We start from the raw sequence: 22,070 nt of genomic DNA, 5'->3' as shown, positions 1-22,070 counted from the left end.
GGTGCCCGGCGTTTTCCGCCACGTTGCTTTATATTTGCTGAAACATCCGAATGAATTTGCCGCAGCGGCTTTACGTCGCCTAAGCGCGCGCCGTGTATCCATTGCCCGTCTCAATCTCAGGATCCGGCAATGCCCAGAAGTTCCCTCTCCCCCGTCACATCGAACCTGCCCGACGTCGCCGAGCGGCGTGCGCTTCAGCTCCTGGTCGTCGACGACGACGCCACGCAGCGCAGCCTGATCACGGTCGCCGCCAGGCAGGCCGGCCACGAGGTCACCGTGGCGCCGTCGGTGGCGGAGGCGATCGAAAAGCTCCGCGCCGCGCGCTTCGACTGCGTGACGCTGGATCTCGTGCTGGAGGATGGCGACGGCATCGACGTGCTGCGCGAGATGGCCGAGGCGAAGTTCGCCGGCGCGGTGATCGTCATCAGCGGCATGGACGGCAAGCGCCGCAGCGCTGCCCGCAGCTTCGCCCGTTCGGTCGGAATCGAGCTCCAGAGCCTGCCCAAGCCGCTCGACCTCGCAGCCCTGCGCATCAGCCTCGCCAATCTCGGCAAGACCGCGATGGGACTGCCGGCGATTCACACCTGGGGTGGTGTTGCGACCGACGCGATCGTGGAGCGGCACCGCGCCTAGACCGCGGAACTGCCATGCGGTGCGGCGCGGCAGATGGCGCGCGATTGCGGTTTACGGACTGTCCGATGCCGACAGCTGCTGCAGGGCGTGGTCGAGCTCCGCCCGACAGGCGTTGAGGGCGGCGCTTGCCGTGGCAAAACGGGGCGTGACGTCGTCGAGCACGAAAATCTCGTTGGAACCCGCGATAGCGCTGTCGTCCTCCGGCTCCATGTCTTCCGGGGTCATGTCGTCCGAGGTCATGGCCGCGTCGATCAGACGCATACTGAGGTCGATGCGCGCGATCAGAGAGCGAAGTTCGGCTGCGATCAACTGACGGCTGTCGGCGTCAGCCATCGCAGCGAGCGGGGGTGTGCCTGCGTAATTTAGCATGGATATTCTCCGTCCCCCGCAATAAGGCACCCTGCCGCTACTTGTGCGTTAAGTCCATGTCCCGTACAAATACGGGTGGGCCGAATCCGCGCCGAACGCCAATAACGGGAGGCGCGGACGCGAGTCCTTCATGCCAACTGGATGTGGCACATGGCCGAACAAAGCTCTCGCGGTGAAATCTTCGTGGTCGACGACGACCCTGCCGTTCGCGACACCTTGTCGATGGTGTTGAAGGCGGCGGGCTATGAGGTGATTTGTTTTGCGGACGGCGCAGCACTGCTCTCCGTCGCGCGAAACCGCACACCGGCTGCGATCCTGCTCGACGTGCACATTCCCGGAAAGTCGGGTCTCGACATTCTGAAGGAGTTGCACGGCGAGGATTATCCGGCGCCGATCTTCATGATCTCCGGGCAGGGCGACATCACGATGGCGGTGAGCGCCATCAAGAACGGGGCGCTCGACTTCATCGAGAAGCCGTTCCGTGGCAGCGAGATCGTCGGCCGTCTCGACGAGGCGATCGGCGCCTATGCACGCCGGCAGGCAGAGAACGCGTCGCCGAAATTCGGCTCGCTGCATTTCCCCGGACGCGAGCCGTTGACGCGCAGGGAGCGCGAGGTGCTCGAGCAGTTCGCCTCCGGTGCGTCCAACAAGGAAGCCGGCCGCACCCTCGGCATCAGCCCGCGCACCATCGAGGACCACCGCGCCAACATCATGAAGAAGCTCGGTGCGCGCAATGCCGCCGACCTGATCCGCATCGTGATGACCGCGGCGCAGCGCGCGTCGTAAGGTCGGTTGCATCGCGGACGTTTCTTCGTCATTCCGGGGCGATGCGGAGCATCGAACTATGGTGCGCGATTGCGCACCTGAGAATCTCGAGATTCCGGATCGCACTACGCGCGTCCGGAATGACTCCCAAACCTCACCCGTTGAGCGCCTTGCGGATGATCCGCGCCAGATCCGACTTGCGATAGGGCTTTGCCAGCAGCAGGACGCCGGAATCCAGGCGGCCGTGATGGATGATCGCGTTCTCGGTATAGCCTGACGTGTAGACCACCTTGAGATCGGGGCGCGTCTTCATCAGCTCGTCGGCGAGCTGCCGCCCGTTCATCTTGCCGGGCATGATGACGTCGGTGAACAGCAGGTCGAACGGCTTTCCGGCGGCGACGATCGCGAGCGCCTCCGCGGCGTTCGCGGCCTGCAGGGTGACGTAACCGAGCGCATGCAGTTGCGCCAGCACGTAGTCGCGCACCAGGCGGTCGTCCTCGACCACCAGGATCGTCTCGTGTCCGCCTTCGATCGTCGCGGGCGTCACGCCGTCGCCGACCGCCGTCGCGGTCTTGCCCGGCGGCAGGTACATCTTGATCGTGGTGCCGTGGCCTTCCTCGCTGTAGATCTTGATGTGGCCGGCGGACTGCTTGATGAAGCCGTAGACCATGGAAAGCCCGAGCCCGGTGCCCTTGCCCGGTCCCTTCGAGGTGAAGAAGGGATCGAACACCCGCGCCAGCATGCTGGATGGAATGCCGGTGCCGGTATCGCTCACGGCGATCAGCACGTAGTGTCCGGGCCTGATATCGTTGACGCTGGCATAGACCTCGTCGAGATAGGCGGTGCCCGTCTCCACGATCAGCTTGCCGCCGCCGGGCATGGCATCGCGGGCATTGAGCGCGAGGTTGAGGATCGCCGTGGTCAGCTGGTTGGGATCGACGATCGCGACGCAGCTCTCGTCCTCGAACACCGATTCGATCTGGATCTGCTCGCCCAGCGTCGGTCGCAGCAGCTTTGCGGTGTCGATGATCAGCGAGTTGATGTCGATCTCGCGCGGTTGCAGCGGCTGCTTGCGCGCAAACGCAAGCAGGTGCTGGGTCAGCTCGGCGCCGCGTCCGGCCGCCTCGTCGATCATCCTGGTGATCGCCCCGAGCTCGGGTTCCTTGGCCACCGCGTCGCCGAGGATTTCGATCGTCCCGGTGATCACGGTGAGGATGTTGTTGAAGTCGTGCGCCACGCCGCCGGTGAGCTGGCCGACGGCCTCCATCTTCTCGGCGTGGCGAATGCGCTCCTCGGACGCGATCTTGTCGGTGAGGTCGCGGTAGAAGACGTTGAACAGGATGCCTTCGCGACGCTTCAGTGCCGTCACGCTCAGCTCGGCCTTGAACTCCTTGCCGTCGCGGCGGCAGCACATCAGCTCGCGGCGGCGGTTGAGCGTCTGGCCGTCCCTGGAATCGAGGAAGCGCGCGAGGCCTTCCCTGACCCTCTCACGCTCACCGGGAGCGACGATGAGGTCGATCGAACTGCGGCCCAGCGCTTCGTCGCGGCGCCAGCCGAACAGCTCTTCGGCCCGCGAGCTCCAGTTCAGGATGATGCCTCGCTCGTCGGTCTGGACGAAGGCGTCGAGCGCGGTCTCGACGATGTTGCGCGCGAGCTGCTCGCTCTCGCGCAGGGATTCTTCCGCGTGCCGAGCCTCGGTCATGTCGCGGCCGACGAAGAAGAAGCGCTTGGCCTTCTCGGACCAGTTGCCGAGCCAGGACAGCCAGACCTCACGCCCGTCCTTGTGCAAGCAGCGGGTGTCGGCAAGCTTCGGGTGCTCGCCGCGCCTGAGCGCGCGCATCTCCTGGCGGGATCGCTCGAGATGGGCAGGGTGGATGAAATCCGCGCCGCTGCAGCCGATCATCTCGTCCGGCCGGTAGCCGAGGATGGCCTCGCAGCTCGGGCTGATCTGCACGACATGGCCCCGCGAGTCCATGATCATGATCAGGTCCTGCGAGGCGTCGAAAAGCTGGCGCCGCTCCTCGAGCTGCTGTCGTAGCGCCCGCTCGGCCCGCCGCGCCTCGGTGAGGCTGCGCGCGCTCCCGGAGACGCCGACGATCTCGTCCGACGCGCCCCTGATCGGCGAGAGGCCGAGCGAGATTTCGACCGGCGTGCCGTCCTTGCGCAGGCGTATCGTCTCGAAGCGTTCGATCGGCTCGCCCCGGGCGATCCGTCGCAGATAGTCCTTGCCCTGCTCGCGGCGGTCGGGCGGCACGATGATCGCAGTGGATTGCCCGATCGCCTCGCTCGCCGCATAGCCATAGAGACGTTCGGCGGCGGGATTCCAGCCCGTGATGACGGCATCGAGCGATTGCATGACGATCGCATCGTCGGATGATTCGACGGCCGCGCTGAATAATTGCTCGCGCGCCGCATGATGGCTTCGTGCCGCCTCGGTGCGGCGATGCTCCCGGACCTCGCGCTCGAGCGCGGCCGTCTTCGCCTGCGTCTCCTCGACCATCCGGGCAAAAGCCCGCGCCAGCACGCCGGTCTCTCCGCTCGCATCGACGGGAATGTCTGCGGGTCGCCCGCTGCCGATTGCCTCCACCGCCGCGGTCAGACGCCCGATCGGACGGGTCAATGAGCGCGCCAGCAGCACCGCGAGCGCGGCCGCGGCGAGCACGGCAAGTATGCCGACGAGAAGGGACGTCTTTTGAATGGCGGCCGGCACGCGACCGAAGACGGACGGGGGAATGGTCACGATGATGGCGACCCATTCCTTGCCCGCGAGCAGCGTCGGCGCCATCGCCGCGCCGCTCGGCCGGCCTGACTGATCGGTTGTGAGCCGCGTGGCGACATCCGGCGTGCCAGCCAGCGCCGAGAAGAACGGAAAGTCTTTGCGCCAATCGGTGGGATGGCTGCGCAGCGAGCCGAATTCCCGCGTGCGGTCGGGATGGACGAGATAGTCGCCGCGCGAATTCACGACGTATATCTCTCCTCCCGAGCTCGTGGTCGAGCGGACGCGGTCGAGCGCCGGACGCATGTCGATATTGGCGATGACGATCCCGAACGGCTTGCCGTCCGACGTGAACAGCGGCATCGCGACGCGAAGAGTCGGAATGTGGAGGCCCGTCGTACCGCCCTGGCGGGTAGCAAGATCGATAGGCGAGACATAAATCTCGCCGGGTGGCAGCCGTATCGTTTCCTGAAAATAGGTTCGCTCGCTCTTGTGCTCCAGTTCGCCATCGGGGACGATCCGTACCGTTCCATTCGGGCCGGAGCGATCGACGCGGACCAGCTCGCGCTGGTTATCGTCGAGACCGATGATGCGAAACTGCGCATAGCTGGGCTTGGCTTCGATCTCGGCTACGAGCCGCGCCGCGATGCGCTCGCGCCAGGTTTGCTCTGAAACGCCGTCGGAAGCGTCAATGCCTCCACCGAGGTGAGCGCGGATCAGCCCGTTGATGGCTGCGGCGGAGCGATAGCCGGTCAAATCGCCGCGAGCGCCGGCGACGTAGGATTCGAGATTGGTGGCCAGCAGGCGTGACTGGGCCTCGACGCGTTCGAGGACTCGCGGAATGACCGCTTGTGTGGTGTTGCGATAGCCCAGCCAGCCGACGGCGGCCACGGTCACCGCCACCAGCAGGATCATCGCGATGGCCAGGCGCGTTGCGAGCGTCATGCGGATGTTCGCAGGACCTGCCGGATGGCCGCGCCTGCTCCGGTCCGGTGCAGAGAGGAGGGGCTCGTCATCGGCGGCCGGAGTTGACATTGGATTCTTCCGGCTCGCCCGCCTTCAGGCAGCCATCGACCGCGGCGAGCAGCACATCGGGCCGGAACGGCTTCTGAAGGCTCGCCACTGCGCCGAGCTTGGTTGCCATTTTCAGGAAATCCGGTTCCGCATAAGCGTCCGGCGAGATCGAGCGCCCGGAAATGACGATGATCGGAATGGCCGGGGCGAGCCTCCGGATGTGGCGCATCGTCTCCAACCCGTCCATGCCGGGCATGAAGATGTCGAGAAACAGCAGGTCGAATGGGCTGGCCTCGAACAGCGCGAGTCCCTTGTGGCCGTCGCCGGCGACAGTGACGTGATGGCCGGCCCTTTCCAGAAGCAGCCGGATCGTGATCTGCACGGCCGGGTCGTCATCCACGATCAGGATGTTGGCCACGTCTGAAATCCTCCGGGTCGGATGGGACGTTCCAGCGACCTCAAATCAAGGCAGCAAATGCGAAATTGTTGCGCGGATTCTGTCTGCGCCGCAAGCGCCTCGGCGTCTGCTGCGATTGCCCTTTCCTGGCGCGCCGGGCGGCAAACAGCTTGCACATCATACGCACTCTTGCGTGCATATGAGTTCGAATTCCGGTTCCGAATGCCGTAACCCGTTTCAGAAACGAGAGATATTATTCTCGCCGTAGTTGTACGGAACCTCGGCCTTCATTATCGATTAAAGGCCGCGGTCTACAATCTCCGATAGTTTCCGAGCCTGTATTTCGCGCATTTCATTTCCGCATTCTGGCAACCGACGAAGCCGTCCCCCCAACCGGCATCAGCACGAGAGCTCTCATGTTCAAATCGATCGCGAACACCGGAATTCGCACCCGGCTGCTCGGCGGCTTTGCGTTGATCTGCATTCTGCTCGCGGCGACCGTGATCTACACCGTTGCCGCCGTCTCGGACATTTCGTCGCGGATCAGGGCGGTCGTGGACCAGCGTGCGCCGGTCGCGATCGCGAGCACGGAACTCGTCGGCAATCTCTATTCCACGCTTTCGACGCTGCGCGGCTATCTCTTGACGGGCGATGCGCAGGGCAAGCGCGACCGGGCCGCCGTCTGGGCCGAGCTCGATCGCACCGCCGCCGCGGTCGACCGCATGGCGGAGGGCTTTTCCAACCCGCAGAACAAGACCAATTGGAGCGAAGCCAGGGCGTTGATGGCGGAATTCCGCCAGGCCCAGGACAAGGCCGAGCTCGCCGCCTTCACCCCATCGGCCTATCCGGCGAGCGAGCTCCTGGCGAAAGAGGCCGCGCCCCTGATCGCGACCATGTTCGCCGAGATCACCGCGATGATCGACGAGGAGGAGGCGCTGGAGGCGACGCCGCAGCGCAAGCGCCTGCTCAAGACCTTTGCCGACGTACGCGGCAATCTCGCCGCCGCAGGATCGCAATTGCGCCTGTACGTGGCCTCGGGCGAGGCTGCCGATCGTGACAAGTTCGAAAAGCCGCTGGCGACCTTCAGGGCCGCGCTCGCATCGGTTGGCACCCAGGCGGATCTGCTCACCGAACGGCAGGCGACCGCTTACCGGGCCATCGCCAAGGCGAACGAGGCCTTCACCCCGCTGCCGCAGAAGATCTTCGCAATCCGCCAGACCCCGCAGTGGAATATGCCGGTCTTCATCCTGTCCACCGAGGCCGCGCCGCGCGCCGCCCGCATCCTCGATCTGCTCGACGGCCGGAAGGACGCCGAAGGCAGGCGCTCGGGCGGTCTCAAGAGCGACCAGCAGTCGAAGCTCGCTGACGACGCCCGCAGCGTGGCCGATGCGGTCGAGAGATTGCTGCTGCTGCAATGGATCCTGCTCGCCGCGGGGCTTGCGCTCGCCACAGTGATTGCGATCCTGGTTGCGCGCTCCATCACCCGTCCGATCGTCGAGCTGGTGGGCGATTCCGCGCGCCTGTCCGGCGGCGACACCAGTGTCGAATTCAGGACCGCCGAGCGCGGCGACGAGATCGGCGTGGTCTCGCAGGCGGTGGCCAAATTCCGCGACAATGTGATCGCCCAGCAGCAGGCGGCGGCGTCTCTCGCGCGCGAGGCGGAAGCGCGCGATGCCGCCAACCGCAACATGGAGGACGCGGTCGAGGACTTTCGCGCGACCTCGCGCGACCTGCTCGCGCTGGTCGGCGAGAATGCGGGCACCATGCGGCAGACCGCGGAGAGCCTCGGCGGCATCGCCAACCATGCGACGAGCCAGGCCGCGTCCGCGGCGACCGCCTCCGAACAGACCGCGGTCAACGTCCAGACCGTCGCCGCGGCGGCCGAGCAACTTGCGGGCTCCATCGTCGAGATCGGCCGGCAGATCGAACTGTCCAACAAGACCGTGCGCTCCGCGGGCGAGGTGACCGCGCGCTCGGAGAGCGAGATCGAAGGGCTCGCGCACGCCGCGCAGAGCATCAGCTCGGTGGTCGATTTGATCCAGGCGATCGCGGCCCAGACCAACCTGCTGGCGCTCAACGCCACCATCGAGGCCGCACGCGCCGGCGAGGCCGGTCGCGGCTTTGCCGTGGTCGCGTCCGAGGTCAAGGCGCTGGCCGACCAGACCCGCAATGCGACGCAGGAGATCGCCCAGCACATTGCCGCGATCCAGAACTCGACCGGCAGCGCGGTCGCCTCCGTGAAGGAGGTCGCAACCGCCATGCGCCGGATCGACGAGGTGACCGCGGCGATCGCCAGCGCCGTGGAGGAGCAGGGTGCGGCCACGCGGGAGATCTCGCAGAACGTCCAGATGGCGGCGTCGGGAACGCAGACGCTGGCAAGCAGCATCGGCACCGTCTCCGGCGCCATTGCGGAAACCAACCGCTCGGCCGACGACGTGATGGGGGCCGCGAACCACGTCTCGGGGGCGGCCGAACGCCTCGCCACCGAGGTTCAGGCCTTCTTCGTCAGGCTGCGCACAGGTCCGATGGAACGGCGCAGCGGCCGCGACGCGGCCTAGAACGGAATGGCCTTGGCTGAATCGATTGCCGCGGGCTCGTTCACCTCTCCCGCGTGCGGGAGAGGTCAGCGCGAAGCGCCGGGTGAGGGTTCTCTCCACACAGGGGTTCTCACTTGCGGAGACACCCTCTCCCCAACCCTCTCCCGCAAGCGGGAGAGGGAGCCCACCTCCGTCGTTGCAGCGATCGAGCTCATCTCATCGCGGTTTAGTCGGTCAAATACTCCGGGTGGCGGCTCCGGATCTTGTCGAGCTCGCTCAAGGTGCCCGACAGATGCTTGCGCAGATGTTGTTGCGCGGCGTCGGGGTCGGCGGCCTCGATTGCGCGCGTGATCAGCTTGTGGTGGCGCACGATGTTCTGGGCCTTGCCGGGTGAGGGCAGGTGCAGCCGGCGCAGCCGGTCGATATGTCCGCTGCGGCTGCGCACCAGCGCCCACAGATCCTGCTTGCCGGCCGCCGCATAGAGCTGGGCGTGGAAGTCGTTGTCGGCGGCCATGAAGGCCTCGAACTCGCCGGCCTTGGCAAATTGCTGCTGGAGCGCGATGGCGTGGTCGAGGCGGATGACCAGGGCTTGATCAGGTTGCTCCGCGAGCAGCCGGACGATCTCCAGTTCCAGCGCCTGACGCAGGAAATGCGCCTGCTGGGCGCGGCCGATGTCGATCCGGCTGACCACGGTCGCGTGCTGCGGAAACACGTCGACCAGACCCTCTTCCTCGAGCCGCATCAGGGCATCCCGCACCGGGGTCGAGCTGATTCCGAACTGGCCGGCGAGCTCGGCGCGCGACAGCGGGGCGCCGGGCGGCAGCTCCAGCGCGATGATCGCATTGCGCAGCCGCTCGAACACCTGCGGCGCGGCCTGGCGGGCGCGGTCGAGCCGGGCGGGTCGTGACGCCGCGCGCGGCGCGGTATGGGCTGCTTCCATAAGTCGGGTCCCGCGAGCTTGCCTTTGATGCACTAATATATTAGTGCATCACTGGGGTCAACGCAGCACGACGCGCACCCGGAGGAAACACACAACAATGATCCAGCATCTTCGCAGCAAGCTTGCGGCCGCCGCCGTGACCGCCGCCGCCCTCTTGGCGCCCGCGGCGCATGCCCAGCAGAAATCCGAGATCGCGCTGTCGCGCCAGCCCGGCATTTTCTACATGCCGAGCCACATCATGGAGAAGCAGAAGCTGATCGAGAAGCACGCGGCAGCTCTCGGCGTTCCCGGCGTCACCACCAAGTGGATCACCTTCTCCGGCGGCGGCGCGCAGACCGATGCGCTGCTCGCCGGCGGCGTCGACATCCTCAACACCGGCACCGGCAATCTTCTCTTGCTTTGGGACCGCACCCGCGGCGGCGTGAAGGGCATCGTCGCGACCTCGGCGCAGCCGATGACGCTGATCAGCCGCGACGCCAACATCAAGTCGATTAGGGATTTCGGCCCCAGCGACAAGATCGCGGTGCCGACCGTGAAGGTCTCGACCCAGGCGATCGTGCTGCAGATCGCGGCCGCCGAGGCGTTCGGCGCCGACCAATGGTCGAAGCTGGATGCCAACACCGTGCAGCTCGGTCATCCCGATGCCTATGCGGCGCTCGCCAATCCCAAGCACGAGGTGCACAACCACTTCTCGATCCCGCCGTTCACCTTCCTGGAATTGAAGAACGTGTCGGGTGCGCATGTCGTGCTGTCATCGCCTGACGTGATGGGCGGCCCGCTCAGCCAGGCGCAGTTCTTCACCACGACCAAGTTCGCCGACGCCAATCCGAAGATCATCCAGGCCGTGCGCGACGCCACCAAGGAAGCGCAGGATCTGATCCGCAGCGACACCAAACAGGCGGTCGAGATCTACAAGGAGATCACCGGCGACAAGACCTCGGTCGAAGAGCTGCTCGATCTGCTGAAGGAACCCGGCATGATGGAGTGGAATCTCGAGCCGCAGGGCACGATGAAATTCGCGGCACATCTGTTCAAGACCGGCACGCTGAAGAACCAGCCCAAGGCGTGGACGGATTACTATCTCCCCGTCGCGCATGACCTGAAAGGCAACTGATGGCGCTGCTCGACGTCAGCGGCGTGACGCTGCGCTACAAGACCTCCAGCGCAGTCGTCACCGCCACGGAAAGAGTCTCTTTCACGGTCGACAAGTCCGACCGCTTCGTGCTGCTGGGACCGTCCGGCTGCGGCAAGTCGACTTTGCTCAAGGCCGTCGGCGGCTACATGACGCCGAGCGAGGGCCGCATGACGATCGGCGATCGCGAGATCCACGGTCCGGGCGCGGATCGCATGATGATCTTCCAGGAGTTCGACCAGCTGCTGCCCTGGAAGAGCGTGCTCGCCAACGTCATGTTTCCCCTGCTCACCGCGCGAAAACTGTCGCGCAAGGACGCCGAGGCGAAGGCGCGGGCCTATATCGAGAAGGTCGGTCTCACCCGCGTGGTCGATGCCTATCCGCACACGCTCTCCGGCGGCATGAAGCAGCGCGTCGCGATCGCGCGCGGCATGGCGATGGAGCCGGACATTCTGTTGATGGACGAGCCGTTCGCCGCGCTCGACGCCCTGACGCGCCGGACCTGCCAGGACGAGCTGCTCCAGCTCTGGAGCGAGACCAAGTTCACCGTGCTGTTCGTGACCCATTCGATCGCCGAAGCGATCCGCATCGGCAACCGCATCCTGCTGCTGTCGCCGCATCCCGGCCGAGTCAAGGCCGAGGTGGTCGATGTCGACAAGGTCTCCAACGAAGACGGCAGCGCCGGCCGGCTGGAGAAGGAGATCCACGATCTCCTGTTCGCCGGCGAAGCCACCGCGCACTGAAGGAGCCTCTCATGGGCGAAGCGAGAATATTGCTGCGTGACGCGCCGGTCGCCGCTGCTGGAGGTGCGGACGAGGTCGAGCGCAAGCTCAGCGTTGCCGAGCTGCTCTGGAACGACGGTTTTGTCCGCAAGACTGTCATCATCCTGTTCCTCGCGGCGGTCTGGGAAGTCTACGGCGTCGCGCTCGACAATCCCCTGCTATTCCCGACGCTGCACGATACGGCCGCCACGCTCTACGACCGCGTCAAGGACGGCACCATTCCCATGCGCGCCTGGGCCTCGCTCAAAGTGCTGTTCATGGGCTATTCGGCCGGCATCGTACTGGCCGCGATCTTCACGATCCTCGCGATCTCGACCCGCATCGGCACCGATTTCCTCGAGACGGTGACGGCGATGTTCAACCCGCTGCCGGCGATCGCGCTGCTGCCGCTGGCGCTGATCTGGTTCGGCCTCGGCAATGGCAGCCTCGTCTTCGTGCTGATCCATTCGGTGCTGTGGCCGGTCGCGCTCAACACCCATTCCGGCTTCAAGAGCGTGTCCAACACGCTGCGCATGGTCGGCCGCAATTACGGCCTGCGCGGCCTGCCTTACGTCGCCAAGATCCTGATCCCTGCGGCGTTCGGCTCGATCCTCACCGGCCTCAAGATCGGCTGGGCCTTTGCCTGGCGCACGCTGATCGCGGCCGAGCTGGTGTTCGGCGTGTCCTCAGGGCAAGGCGGGCTCGGCTGGTTCATCTTCGAGAACCGCAATCTCCTCGACATACCTGCGGTCTTCGCAGGCCTCTTGACGGTGATCATCATCGGGCTCTTTGTCGAGAACCTGATCTTCCGCGCCATCGAGCGGAACACCGTCCAGAAATGGGGCACCCAATCATGACCAAGAAGAAAATCACGCCCGACCGGCTCCGCAGCGCGCGCTGGTTCGCGCCCGACGATCTCCGCTCGTTCGGTCATCGCTCCCGCACCATGCAGATGGGCTACGCTCCCGAGGAGTGGAAGGACCGCCCGATCATCGCGATCCTCAACACCTGGTCGGACGCGCAGCCCTGCCACATGCACTTCAAGTCGCGCGTCGACGACGTCAAGCGCGGCATCCTGATGGCCGGCGGCCTGCCGATCGAGCTGCCGGCGCTGTCGCTGTCGGAATCGCTGCTCAAGCCGACCACCATGCTCTATCGCAATCTGCTGGCGATGGACGCCGAGGAGCTGCTGCGCAGCCATCCCGTCGACGGCGTGGTACTGATGGGCGGCTGCGACAAGACCACGCCGGCGCTGCTCTTGGGCGCGACCTCGATGAACATCCCGGCGATCTATCTGCCGGCCGGCCCGATGCTGCGCGGCAACTGGAAGGGCAAGACGCTGGGCTCCGGCTCCGACGGCTGGAAATATTGGGACGAGCGCCGCGCCGGAAAGATCTCCGACAAGGACTGGCTCGATATCGAAGCCGGCATCGCCCGCAGCTACGGCACCTGCATGACCATGGGCACGGCCTCGACCATGACCGCGATCGCGGAGGCGATCGGCATGACGCTGCCCGGCGCCTCCTCGATTCCGGCTGCCGATGCCAACCACATCCGCATGGCCAGTGAATGCGGCCGCCGCATCGTCGAGATGGTGTGGGAGGATCTGACGCCGAAGGTGATCCAGACCCGAAAAGCCTTCGAGAACGCGATTGCGGTCGCGATGGCGATGGGATGCTCGACCAATGCGATCATCCATCTGATCGCGCAGGCGCGCCGCGCCGGCCAGGACATCGGGCTCGACGATTTCGAGATCGCCAGCCGCAAGGTGCCCGTGATCGCCAACGTCCGGCCGAGCGGCGATGCCTATCTCATGGAGGACTTCTTCTATGCCGGCGGCCTGCCGGCGCTGATGGGTGAGATCAAGCAGCACCTGCATCTCGACTGCATCACCGTTACCGGCCAGACTCTCGGTGAGAACATCGCGCATGCCGAGGTCCACAATGACGACGTGATCCGCTCGGTGGACAATCCCATCTACAGGGAAGGCGCGCTCGCGGTGCTCAAGGGCAATCTCGCGCCCGACGGCTGCGTCATAAAACCCTCCGCCTGTGCGCCGCGCTTCCTCAAGCACACCGGGCCGGCGCTGGTGTTCGACGACTATCCCGCGATGAAGAAGGCGGTCGACGATCCCAATCTCGACGTCACCGAAGATCACATCCTGATCCTGCGCAATGCGGGGCCGCAGGGCGGACCGGGCATGCCGGAATGGGGCATGCTGCCGATCCCGACCAAGCTCGTGAAGCAGGGCGTGCGCGACATGGTGCGCATCTCCGACGCGCGCATGAGCGGCACCAGCTACGGCGCCTGCATCCTGCACGTTTCGCCGGAGTCCTATATCGGCGGCCCGCTGGCGCTGGTGCAGAACGGCGACCGCATCACGCTGGATGTTGCCGCCCGCACCATCAATCTCGATGTCCCCGAGGCCGAGCTCGCAAAACGCCGCGCCGCCTGGAAGCAGCCCGAGCGCCGCTTCGAGCGCGGCTATGGCTGGATGTTCACAAAGCACATCAAGCAGGCCAATGACGGCTGCGACTTCGACTTCCTTGAGACCGATTTCGGCGCGCCGATCGGCGAGCCGTCGATTTACTAGTTTCACCGTCGTTCCGGGGCGATGCGAAGCATCGAACCCGGAACCTCGAGATTCCGGGTTCGCTTCGCGCCCCGGAATGACGACCAACGAGAGAGCACGCCAATGCCCAAACTTTCCGAAGCCACCCGCAACAAGCTCAAATCCGTCTCCACCGCCACGGTCGCAACCGCGCTGTTCAAGCGCGGCCTGCGCATCCAGATGATCCAGGATGTGTATCCCGTGGGCCCTGACCAGCCGACCATGGTCGGCGAAGCCTTCACGCTGCGCTACATGCCGGCGCGTGAGGACCTCAACACCATCGACGTCTTCAGGGATCGTTCCCATCCGCAGCGCAAGGCGGTCGAGGATTGTCCGGCAGGCGCCGTGCTGGTGATGGACAGCCGCAAGGACGCGCGCGCGGCCTCGGCCGGTGCGATCCTGGTGACGCGGCTGATGAAGCGCGGCGTTGCCGGCGTCGTCACCGATGGCGGCTTTCGCGACTCCGCCGAGATCGCCAAGCTCGGCATTCCCGCCTATCACCATCGTCCCAGCGCGCCGACCAATCTGACGCTGCACCAGGCGATCGAGATCAACGTTCCGATCGGCTGCGGCGATGCGCCGGTGTTTCCCGGCGACGTCATCCTCGGCGATGCCGACGGCGTCATCGTGATCCCCGCCCATCTCGCCGACGAGATCGCCAGCGAAACCTTCGAGATGACCGCGTTCGAGGATTTCGTCACCGAGGAAGTCGGCAAGGGCCGCGGCATTTTTGGTCTCTATCCGGCGACCGATCCGCAAACGCTCACTGATTTTGCGGCGTGGCGGAAGAAGAACGGCCGCTGAGACCAGACGAGTTCACGACTAGAAACGAGCCGGCGCATCAAGCGCCGGCCTTTTATCAAGCAGGGAGGACTTTTATGAATTTCACGCGACGTAACCTCATGGCCGGCGCCGGCGCTGCGGCTGCTTCGACGTTTCTGGCACGCGCCGCCGGCGCCCAGTCGTTCGCGTTCACGCCCAACCAGCGCTACCCCGATCCCGCCGTCCAGATCCTCGACCCCAGCTTTGCAAAGTACCGGCTCTATTCCTCGACGGTCGAGCAGGTCGCGACCGGCATGCGCTGGGCCGAAGGTCCCGCCTATTTCCCCGAGGGCGGCTATCTCCTGTTCTCCGACATTCCCAACAACCGGATCATGCAGTTCGACGAGAAGACCGGGCAGACCAGCGTGTTCCGCGCCAACGCCAATTACGCCAACGGCAATGCGCGCGACCGCCAGGGTCGCCTCGTCACCTGCGAGCACTCGGTGACCCGCCGCATCACCCGCACCGAAAAGGACGGCAAGATCACCGTGCTGGCCGACACGTTCGAGGGCAAGCGGCTGAATGCGCCGAACGACATCGTGGTCAAGTCGGACGACAGCATCTGGTTCACCGATCCCTTGTTCGGCATCAACGGCGAGTGGGAAGGCAAGAAGGAGAAAGCGGAGCAGGCGACTACAAACGTCTACCGCATCGCCAAGGACGGCAAGATCAGCGCCGTTCTCACGGACCTCGTCAATCCGAACGGCCTCGCCTTCTCGCCGGACGAGAAGAAGCTCTATGTCGTCGAGTGGAAGGGCACGCCCAACCGCAGCATCTGGAGCTACAATGTCGGTGACGACGGCTCGCTCAGCGGCAAGACCAAGCTGATCGACGCCGCCGATCAGGGCTCGCTCGACGGCTTTCGCGTCGATCGCGACGGCAATCTCTGGTGCGGCTGGGGCTCCAACGGCGCGCTGCAGGGCGAACCGACCGACATCGGCGGTCGCAAGGTGTTTCAGCTCAGGGGCAAGTCCGAAGATCTCGACGGCGTCATGGTCTTTAACCCCGAAGGCAAGCCGCTCGCCTTCATCAAGCTGCCCGAACGCTGCGCCAATCTCTGCTTCGGCGGTCCGAAGAACAACCGGCTCTACATGGCGAGCAGCCATTCGGTGTATGCGCTGTATGTCGAGGCGCATGGGGCGGCGTGAGTGATGCGATCGGTTGTGGCGATAGCTCGCCCCATAACCCCGGCTGTCGTCCCGGCGAAGGCCGGGACCCATAACCCCAGGGCGTAGTTTGGCGAAGACTTGCAGTTAAGAAGCCTTGGTCGGTACTGCGACAGCACGTCCTCGATAGATCACGCGGTATGGGTCCCGGCCCCCCGCGCGCAATTGCGCGCTAGGCCGGGACGACGGCGGTGGGTGTGGCTACACCTCGGCCTCCGCCATCCCCGCCGCCCACAGCGCGAACGCATAGACGATCGCGACTTCATCGAGCCGGTCGAACCGCCCCGATGCGCCGCCGTGGCCGGCGCCCATATTGGTGCGCAGGAGAACCGGGCCGCCGCCGCTCATGGTGGCGCGCAGGCGCGCGATCCATTTGGCGGGCTCCCAATAGGTGACGCGCGGATCGGCCAGGCCGCCCATCGCCAGGATCGCCGGATAGTCCTTGGCCGCGACATTGTCGTAGGGCGAGTACGACAGGATGGTGCGGAAATCCTTCTCGCTCTCGATCGGGTTGCCCCATTCCGGCCATTCCGGCGGCGTCAGCGGCAGTGTGTCGTCGAGCATGGTGTTGAGCACGTCGACGAACGGCACCTCGGCGACGATGCCGGCGAACAGCTCGCCAGCGCGGTTGGCCACCGCGCCCATCAGCATGCCGCCGGCCGAGCCGCCATGGCCGACGATGCGCTTGGCGCTGGTGTACTTCGCATCAATCAGCGCGCGTGCGCTTGTCGCAAAATCGTCGAACGAATTCGTCTTCTTCTCGCGCTTGCCGTCGAGATACCAGCCCCAGCCCTTGTCGGCACCGCCGCGGATATGGGCGATGGCGTAGACGAAGCCGCGGTCGACCAGCGACAGGCGGTTGGTACTGAACGAGGCCGGCATCGCCATGCCGTAGGAGCCGTAGCCGTAGAGCAGCAGCGGTGCCGTGCCGTCGAGCTTCAGCCCGCGGCGATGGAGGATCGAGACCGGCACCTCGGCGCCGTCCTGCGCCTTCGCCATGATGCGCGTGGTGACGTAGTCGGCCGCGTTATGGCCTGACGGAATCTCCTGCCGCTTGCGCAGCACGCGGGTTCGTTTCGCCATGTCGTAGTCGTAGACTTCCGACGGCGTCGTCATCGACGAATAGGCAAAGCGCAGATTCGTCGTCTCGAATTCGTAGGAGCCCATCGTATCCAGCGAATAGGCAGCCTCGTCGAAGGCGATGGCGTGCTCGTCCTGGCCAGCGAGATCGCGGATCACGATCGACGGCAGCGCGTTGGCGCGCTCCAGCCGCACCAGATGGCCGGCATAGAGATCGAGGTCGATGATGTAGATGCCCGGACGATACGGGATCAGATCGCGCCAGTTCTTGCGCTCGGGTGAGCTGAGCGGCGCGGTGACGATCTTGAAATCGATGGCATCGTCGGCATTGGTGAGGATGAACAGCTCGTCGCCGCGGTCGGCCAGCGAATATTGCACGCCCTCCTCGCGCGCCGCGACAAGGCGCGGCGGCGCTTCGGGGTTGGCGAGATCGATCAGCCGCTGCTCGCTTGTCTCGTGATCGCCGCCCGCGATCACGCAGAAGCGGCCGCTGGTGCTCTCGTGCAGATGGGTGAACCAGCCGGCATCGGGCTCCTCATAGACCAGCGTGTCGTCGGCCTGCTTGGTGCCGAGCCTGTGCCGCCACACCTGCATCGGGCGGTGATTGTCGTCGAGCTTCACATAGAAGAAGCTTCTGCAATCCGCACTCCAGACCACGCCGCCGTCGGTCTCCTCGACGAGATCGTCGAGATCCTTGCCGCTTCCCCAGTCGCGCACGCGGATCGAGAAATATTCCGAGCCCTTGGTGTCCGCGCTCCAGGCCTGCAGCTTGTGATCGTACGAGTGCCGGCTGCCGCCGAACTTGAAATATTTGTGGTCTTTTGCGAGCGCGTCGCCGTCGAGCACGATATGCTCGTCACCGCTATCTCGCGGCATGCGTCCGAACAGCTCGTGCTGCCCGCCCTCGCGGAACCTGCGGAAATAGGCGAACGGTCCGTCCGGCGACGGCACGCTGGAATCGTCCTCCTTGATCCGCCCGCGCATCTCGCCGACCAGCGTCTTCTGCAGCGACGCAGTATGGCCGAGCAGGCTCTCGGTGTAGACGTTCTCCTCGTCCAGATATTTGCGGATGTCTGGGTCGATCACTCCGGGGTCGCGCAGCACCTCCTGCCAATTCTCGTCCTTCAGCCAGGCATAGTCGTCGGTCACGGTGATGCCGTGCCGGGTGAATGAATGCGGCCGGCGCGGGGCGACGGGGGGCTTCGAAGGCGTCTTGGCTTGTGTCACTCGGTCCTCGTTCAACTACGTGTCGCGGCGCTCCTTCTTCACCTCTCCCCGCCCTTGTCCGCCGAAGCCTTGGCGAAGGCGGATGCGGGGAGAGGGAGAAGAAGCAGGCGCGTTCCCTTATATCGTCCTGATTCCGCGAATTGCCAGCGTGCCTGCGCCAAGTCGCCGGGTTGTTGACCCGTCCCTTGTATGCTTTAGGCTCCATATCCCGCCGCCGGTCCAGCCTGATGCTGTTCAATTCCTACCCGTTCATCCTGCTGTTCCTGCCGGTCGCACTAGCCGGCTATTTCTGGCTTGGGCGACGCAGCAGTCTGACGCCGGTTATCTGGCTGGCGCTGGCTTCGATCACCTTCTATGCGATCGGCAGCTGGCAGTTCGTGGGTCTGCTGCTGATTTCGATCGCGTTCAACTACGGCGTCGGCCACCTCCTGATCGTGGCGGAGCTCGCGCCCAAGCAACGCAAGGCGGCGCTCGCATGCGGCCTCGCCGGCGATCTCCTCGTGCTCGGCATCTTCAAATATGCGGGCTTTGCCGCCGACAACATCAATGCGGTGTTCGGCGCGCACCTCGCAGTCCACATCCTGCTGCCGGTCGGCATCTCCTTCTACACGTTCACGCAGATCGCGTTCCTGGTGGACGCGTATCGCGGCCAGGTCGCACGGTACGCCTTGCCGCATTACGCGCTGTTCGTGACCTATTTCCCGCATCTGATCGCGGGGCCGATCCTTCACCACAAGGACATGATCCCGCAATTCGAGCACGAGGACTCAAAGCGCCCCGATGCGCATCTGATCCTGTGCGGAATCATCATCTTCGCGATCGGCCTGTTCAAGAAGACCTGCCTTGCCGACGGCATCCAGCCCCTGGTCGCGCTCGCATTCGAGGCGCGCTCGCCGAGCTTCGACCAGGCCTGGTGTGGGGCGCTCGCCTACACGTTCCAGCTCTATTTCGACTTCTCCGGCTATTCCGACATGGCGATCGGCATATCGCTGATGTTCGGCATCTTCCTGCCCGTGAATTTCAACTCGCCTTACAAGGCTTTCAGCATCGTCGAGTTCTGGCGCCGCTGGCACATGACCTTGTCGCAGTTCCTGCGCGACTATCTCTACATCCCGCTCGGCGGCAATCGCCGTGGCCGGGTGCTGCGCTACGTCAATCTGATGCTCACGATGCTGCTCGGCGGGCTCTGGCACGGCGCGGCCTGGACGTTCGTGGTGTGGGGCGCGCTGCACGGCGCCTATCTCTGCGTCAATCACGCGTTCAACGCGCTGGTGCCGAACGTTCCCTCGCCGCTGGCGCGGCCGGGTCGCATGCTCGGCGCCGTGCTGACCTTCCTCGCCGTCGTCATCGCCTGGGTGTTCTTCCGCGCCGAGAGCGTCGCCTGGGCACTGCGGGTTCTGCATGCGATGGCTGATCCCGCAAACATCGTCTTCGGCCGCGAGGAGATCGCAGCATTGGTGCAGGTCGTGGTCTATGCCGCGCTGGTGTGGCTGGCGCCGAACACGCAAGACATCATGGGCTACGATCACGGCAATCGCCGGGTCGGCGAAGCCTTGCGGGCAGGGCGCATGCGGCCGCTGGCCCTCTATGCGGCGTCGCTGGTGCTCGCGTTCGGCATCCTGGGCATCCAGAGCCACAGCGAATTCATCTATTTCCGGTTCTGATGCGCGCATCGTTCACCAGCCTGAAGCGTCTTCTCCTCGCGAGCATCGTGTGCTTGCTGGGTGCAGCAGTGCTCACCTACGTCGTCGATCCCCTGCAGCTGTTTCGTCCCTCGCGCCTCATGGCGGCGTTCTATTCCGACGACACGCGCGTGCAGAATGCCGGGCTGATCCGCAGCCAGTCGTTCGACACCGCCTTCATGGGCACCTCGCTCGCGATCCATTTCCGCCAGAGCGACATCGATCGTGCGCTCGGCGTGCATTCGCTCAAGCTCGCGATGACCGGCTCCAACTCGCGCCAGCAGGCCTTCGTGCTGGAGCAGGCGATCGCCCGAGGCGCCAGGGGCGTGATCTGGGCGATGGACGATTTCAGCTTCGTCGATGCGGCCGATATCGAGGCCGACCCATATCTCTCCGTCGATCTCTATCGCGGGACGGCCAGGGGGATCGCGTCCTACGTCTTTAGCGCGGCGATGGCCAAGGAATCGCTGTTCACGGTGATGCGGTCTGTCCCGCCGCTGCGGGAGCCGCTGACCCGCGCGGCACCGTTTCTCCCCGTCAAGTTCGCGCTGGAAAATGTCGACGACATCTACGCGCTGCCGCGGAATTTCGACATCGCGCGTGACTACAATGCGAAGAAGACGCTAACTGCCTTCGCCTACATCACCGCCCCCGCACGCAGCCGGTTCCTCGGCGAAGGCTATGCTTACGAGGCCATGGTCCGGCATTTCGAGCGCGACGCCGTCGGCCTGATCACGCGTCATCCGCACGTGACCTTCGATATCTACTTCCCGCCCTATTCGATCCTGCAATTCGTCGCGATGCGCGATGCCTCGCCGGAGACGCTGAAGATCGTCACCAATCTCACGGCGCATATCGCGCAGCGATTGACGCAGTTTCCCAACGTGCGCCTGCACGATTTCCGCGCGATCAAGGCGGTAACGCACGATCTCGATAATTACAGCGACGTCATCCATCATTCGCCGGTGGTGGACGCGATGGTACTGAAATGGCTGGCGAGCGGGGAGTATCGAGTCGATCCGAGGACGCCGACGGCGGCGCTGGATCAGCTGAAGGCGCAGGTGGAAGCGTATCGCGTGCCGCAGCCCTAGCCAAACATTCCGCTGTCGTCCCGGCCTAGTTGTGGAGCCTCAAGAGGTTGTCCTCGGTCAAACCGAGCCTGCTGATCGGCGTTTGAGATTTTATACCACCGTGGGGCCGGTGCCAGTTGTATTGGTGCAGCCAGAACGGCAGCTCTTGGGCGCGCCGATCTGATGTTGGATAGGCTTTGGCATAAGCCCATTCGCGAAGCGCGGTTTGGATGAAGCGCTCGGCCTTGCCGTTTGTTCTGGGTGTATAGGGCTTGGTGCGAATATGCTTGATGCCGAGGTCCCGGCAAGCGTCGCGGAAGGCGAAGGACTGGTAGCAACTGCCATTGTCGGTCATGACGCGCGTGACGGTGACGCCGAGGCTTTTGTAATAAGCCACAGCCGCCTTGAGAAAAGGAACAGCACTGTCCGCGGTCTCGTCGGGCTTGATCTCGGAGAACGCGACGCGGGAATGGTCGTCAATGCAGACGTGGACGAAATCCCAACCAGCGCCACGGCTCTTGTTCGGACCACTCGGATCGCCGGTGATGCGGTGGCCCACACGCTCGAAACGCCCGAGCTTTTTGATGTCGATGTGGAGCATCTCGCCGGGCGTCTCGCGCTCATAGCGGCGCTCCGGTTCGGCCGGCTCCAGGTCGCGTATCCGGTTTAATCCCAAACGGCGCAGGATGCGGCTGACGGTGGCCGGTGACACCTCGACCTCGGCAGCGATCTGTTTGCCGGTGTGGCGCTGCCGGCGCAACGCCTCCACAGCGGTGCACGTGGCGACCGGGGTTTGGCTTGGCGATGAAAGGGGCCTGGAGGAGCGATCACGCAATCCCTCCACACCTTCCGCGCGGAACCGCTTGACCCATTTGGCGACCGTCTTCGGCGTCGTATTGAACAGGTCGGCCGCGCCAGCTTGGCTCAGCCCGCCTTGCACCACGCTTCGGACCATCGCCTCTCGACCTTTGGGCGTCAAAGGCGCATTCTTGTGCACGTTCATCTGGTCTCTCCTTGGAACACTGAAGCTTCGCAACCTCAGCTTCCTCGGTTCAGACCAGATGGACAACCTCCTGAGAGACCACACCTAGTGCGCAATTGCGCACGGGAGCCGGGACCCATAACCACAGGGAGAAGTTTGGCGAAGA

General features: G+C 64.8%; 17 protein-coding genes. 11 read left to right on the top strand and 6 right to left on the bottom strand.

All coding sequences use genetic code 11. The features are described from left to right. Positions 1-129 precede the first annotated feature (129 nt). On the top strand, positions 130-633 hold the full coding sequence (locus ACVJ19_RS11830; protein WP_453948982.1) for a response regulator: 504 nt from the start codon (positions 130-132) through the stop codon (positions 631-633). Between the two features lie 51 nt (positions 634-684). Here the strand turns inward: ACVJ19_RS11830 and ACVJ19_RS11825 are convergent, their stop codons facing one another. Then, positions 685-1,002 (bottom strand): hypothetical protein, encoded by a 318-nt coding sequence (locus tag ACVJ19_RS11825; RefSeq protein ID WP_453948983.1) that lies wholly within the window; start codon positions 1,000-1,002, stop codon positions 685-687. Positions 1,003-1,152: 150 nt separating this feature from the next. Between ACVJ19_RS11825 and ACVJ19_RS11820 the strand changes: the two genes are divergently transcribed. Further along, positions 1,153-1,788, top strand: coding sequence for a response regulator transcription factor (locus tag ACVJ19_RS11820; RefSeq protein WP_020608024.1), 636 nt, complete (start codon positions 1,153-1,155; stop codon positions 1,786-1,788). Positions 1,789-1,921: 133 nt separating this feature from the next. Here the strand turns inward: ACVJ19_RS11820 and ACVJ19_RS11815 are convergent, their stop codons facing one another. Together ACVJ19_RS11815 and ACVJ19_RS11810 are read right to left on the bottom strand one after the other, a co-directional pair. Next, positions 1,922-5,518 carry a PAS domain S-box protein gene (locus ACVJ19_RS11815; RefSeq protein WP_453948984.1) on the bottom strand — a complete coding sequence of 1,199 codons (3,597 nt, stop codon included), beginning with the start codon at positions 5,516-5,518 and terminating at the stop codon, positions 1,922-1,924. After that, on the bottom strand, positions 5,496-5,915 hold the full coding sequence (locus ACVJ19_RS11810) for a response regulator (RefSeq protein WP_453948985.1): 420 nt from the start codon (positions 5,913-5,915) through the stop codon (positions 5,496-5,498). The genes ACVJ19_RS11815 and ACVJ19_RS11810 overlap by 23 nt, the downstream gene beginning before the upstream one ends. A 395-nt stretch (positions 5,916-6,310) precedes the next feature. On the opposite strand from ACVJ19_RS11810, the gene ACVJ19_RS11805 reads away from it, so the two are divergent. Beyond that, positions 6,311-8,452: a HAMP domain-containing methyl-accepting chemotaxis protein gene (locus ACVJ19_RS11805; protein WP_453948986.1), complete on the top strand. Its 2,142-nt coding sequence runs from the start codon at positions 6,311-6,313 to the stop codon at positions 8,450-8,452. 205 nt (positions 8,453-8,657) lie between these two features. Here the strand turns inward: ACVJ19_RS11805 and ACVJ19_RS11800 are convergent, their stop codons facing one another. Next, positions 8,658-9,371, bottom strand: coding sequence for a GntR family transcriptional regulator (locus ACVJ19_RS11800; protein ID WP_453948987.1), 714 nt, complete (start codon positions 9,369-9,371; stop codon positions 8,658-8,660). 97 nt (positions 9,372-9,468) lie between these two features. Between ACVJ19_RS11800 and ACVJ19_RS11795 the strand changes: the two genes are divergently transcribed. The 6 genes from ACVJ19_RS11795 (at position 9,469) to ACVJ19_RS11770 (ending at position 15,845) form a co-directional block, all read left to right on the top strand. Further along, positions 9,469-10,485 (top strand): ABC transporter substrate-binding protein, encoded by a 1,017-nt coding sequence (locus ACVJ19_RS11795; protein WP_453948988.1) that lies wholly within the window; start codon positions 9,469-9,471, stop codon positions 10,483-10,485. Beyond that, entirely contained in the window at positions 10,485-11,246 is a 762-nt protein-coding gene (locus tag ACVJ19_RS11790) for an ABC transporter ATP-binding protein (RefSeq protein ID WP_453948989.1), read from the top strand. Before ACVJ19_RS11795 ends, ACVJ19_RS11790 begins: the two co-directional genes overlap by 1 nt. 11 nt (positions 11,247-11,257) lie before the next feature. Continuing rightward, positions 11,258-12,121: an ABC transporter permease gene (locus ACVJ19_RS11785; RefSeq protein ID WP_453948990.1), complete on the top strand. Its 864-nt coding sequence runs from the start codon at positions 11,258-11,260 to the stop codon at positions 12,119-12,121. Continuing rightward, on the top strand, positions 12,118-13,857 hold the full coding sequence (araD, locus tag ACVJ19_RS11780) for an L-arabinonate dehydratase (protein ID WP_453948991.1): 1,740 nt from the start codon (positions 12,118-12,120) through the stop codon (positions 13,855-13,857). Before ACVJ19_RS11785 ends, araD begins: the two co-directional genes overlap by 4 nt. A gap of 102 nt (positions 13,858-13,959) precedes the next feature. Beyond that, complete coding sequence (locus tag ACVJ19_RS11775; RefSeq protein ID WP_453948992.1) at positions 13,960-14,679, top strand: ribonuclease activity regulator RraA; 720 nt, start codon at positions 13,960-13,962, stop codon at positions 14,677-14,679. 74 nt (positions 14,680-14,753) lie between these two features. Then, positions 14,754-15,845, top strand: coding sequence for an SMP-30/gluconolactonase/LRE family protein (locus tag ACVJ19_RS11770; RefSeq protein ID WP_453948993.1), 1,092 nt, complete (start codon positions 14,754-14,756; stop codon positions 15,843-15,845). A gap of 219 nt (positions 15,846-16,064) precedes the next feature. Here the strand turns inward: ACVJ19_RS11770 and ACVJ19_RS11765 are convergent, their stop codons facing one another. Next, positions 16,065-18,170 (bottom strand): S9 family peptidase, encoded by a 2,106-nt coding sequence (locus ACVJ19_RS11765; RefSeq protein WP_453948994.1) that lies wholly within the window; start codon positions 18,168-18,170, stop codon positions 16,065-16,067. A 227-nt stretch (positions 18,171-18,397) separates the two neighbouring features. On the opposite strand from ACVJ19_RS11765, the gene ACVJ19_RS11760 reads away from it, so the two are divergent. After that, positions 18,398-19,834 (top strand): MBOAT family O-acyltransferase, encoded by a 1,437-nt coding sequence (locus ACVJ19_RS11760; protein WP_453948995.1) that lies wholly within the window; start codon positions 18,398-18,400, stop codon positions 19,832-19,834. Further along, positions 19,834-20,943: a hypothetical protein gene (locus tag ACVJ19_RS11755; protein WP_453948996.1), complete on the top strand. Its 1,110-nt coding sequence runs from the start codon at positions 19,834-19,836 to the stop codon at positions 20,941-20,943. The genes ACVJ19_RS11760 and ACVJ19_RS11755 overlap by 1 nt, the downstream gene beginning before the upstream one ends. A gap of 25 nt (positions 20,944-20,968) precedes the next feature. On the opposite strand, the gene ACVJ19_RS11750 is transcribed toward ACVJ19_RS11755, so the two are convergent. Next, on the bottom strand, positions 20,969-21,925 hold the full coding sequence (locus ACVJ19_RS11750) for an IS481 family transposase (protein WP_453948408.1): 957 nt from the start codon (positions 21,923-21,925) through the stop codon (positions 20,969-20,971). Between the last annotated feature and the right edge of the window lie 145 nt (positions 21,926-22,070).

It is taken from the genome of Bradyrhizobium sp. USDA 376 (genome assembly GCF_054063675.1).
Note: the sequence above shows the minus strand (reverse complement) of the source record. Positions and strands in the feature narration are given on the sequence as shown.

Coding starts and splice junctions, on each gene's coding strand:
- ACVJ19_RS11750 (WP_453948408.1), bottom strand. CDS start 21,925: ATGAACGTGCACAAGAATGCGCCTTTGACGCCCAAAGGTCGAGAGGCG.
- ACVJ19_RS11755 (WP_453948996.1), top strand. CDS start 19,834: ATGCGCGCATCGTTCACCAGCCTGAAGCGTCTTCTCCTCGCGAGCATC.
- ACVJ19_RS11820 (WP_020608024.1), top strand. CDS start 1,153: ATGGCCGAACAAAGCTCTCGCGGTGAAATCTTCGTGGTCGACGACGAC.
- ACVJ19_RS11805 (WP_453948986.1), top strand. CDS start 6,311: ATGTTCAAATCGATCGCGAACACCGGAATTCGCACCCGGCTGCTCGGC.
- ACVJ19_RS11785 (WP_453948990.1), top strand. CDS start 11,258: ATGGGCGAAGCGAGAATATTGCTGCGTGACGCGCCGGTCGCCGCTGCT.
- ACVJ19_RS11775 (WP_453948992.1), top strand. CDS start 13,960: ATGCCCAAACTTTCCGAAGCCACCCGCAACAAGCTCAAATCCGTCTCC.
- ACVJ19_RS11815 (WP_453948984.1), bottom strand. CDS start 5,518: ATGTCAACTCCGGCCGCCGATGACGAGCCCCTCCTCTCTGCACCGGAC.
- ACVJ19_RS11795 (WP_453948988.1), top strand. CDS start 9,469: ATGATCCAGCATCTTCGCAGCAAGCTTGCGGCCGCCGCCGTGACCGCC.
- ACVJ19_RS11770 (WP_453948993.1), top strand. CDS start 14,754: ATGAATTTCACGCGACGTAACCTCATGGCCGGCGCCGGCGCTGCGGCT.
- ACVJ19_RS11830 (WP_453948982.1), top strand. CDS start 130: ATGCCCAGAAGTTCCCTCTCCCCCGTCACATCGAACCTGCCCGACGTC.
- ACVJ19_RS11800 (WP_453948987.1), bottom strand. CDS start 9,371: ATGGAAGCAGCCCATACCGCGCCGCGCGCGGCGTCACGACCCGCCCGG.
- ACVJ19_RS11825 (WP_453948983.1), bottom strand. CDS start 1,002: ATGCTAAATTACGCAGGCACACCCCCGCTCGCTGCGATGGCTGACGCC.
- ACVJ19_RS11760 (WP_453948995.1), top strand. CDS start 18,398: ATGCTGTTCAATTCCTACCCGTTCATCCTGCTGTTCCTGCCGGTCGCA.
- araD (WP_453948991.1), top strand. CDS start 12,118: ATGACCAAGAAGAAAATCACGCCCGACCGGCTCCGCAGCGCGCGCTGG.
- ACVJ19_RS11790 (WP_453948989.1), top strand. CDS start 10,485: ATGGCGCTGCTCGACGTCAGCGGCGTGACGCTGCGCTACAAGACCTCC.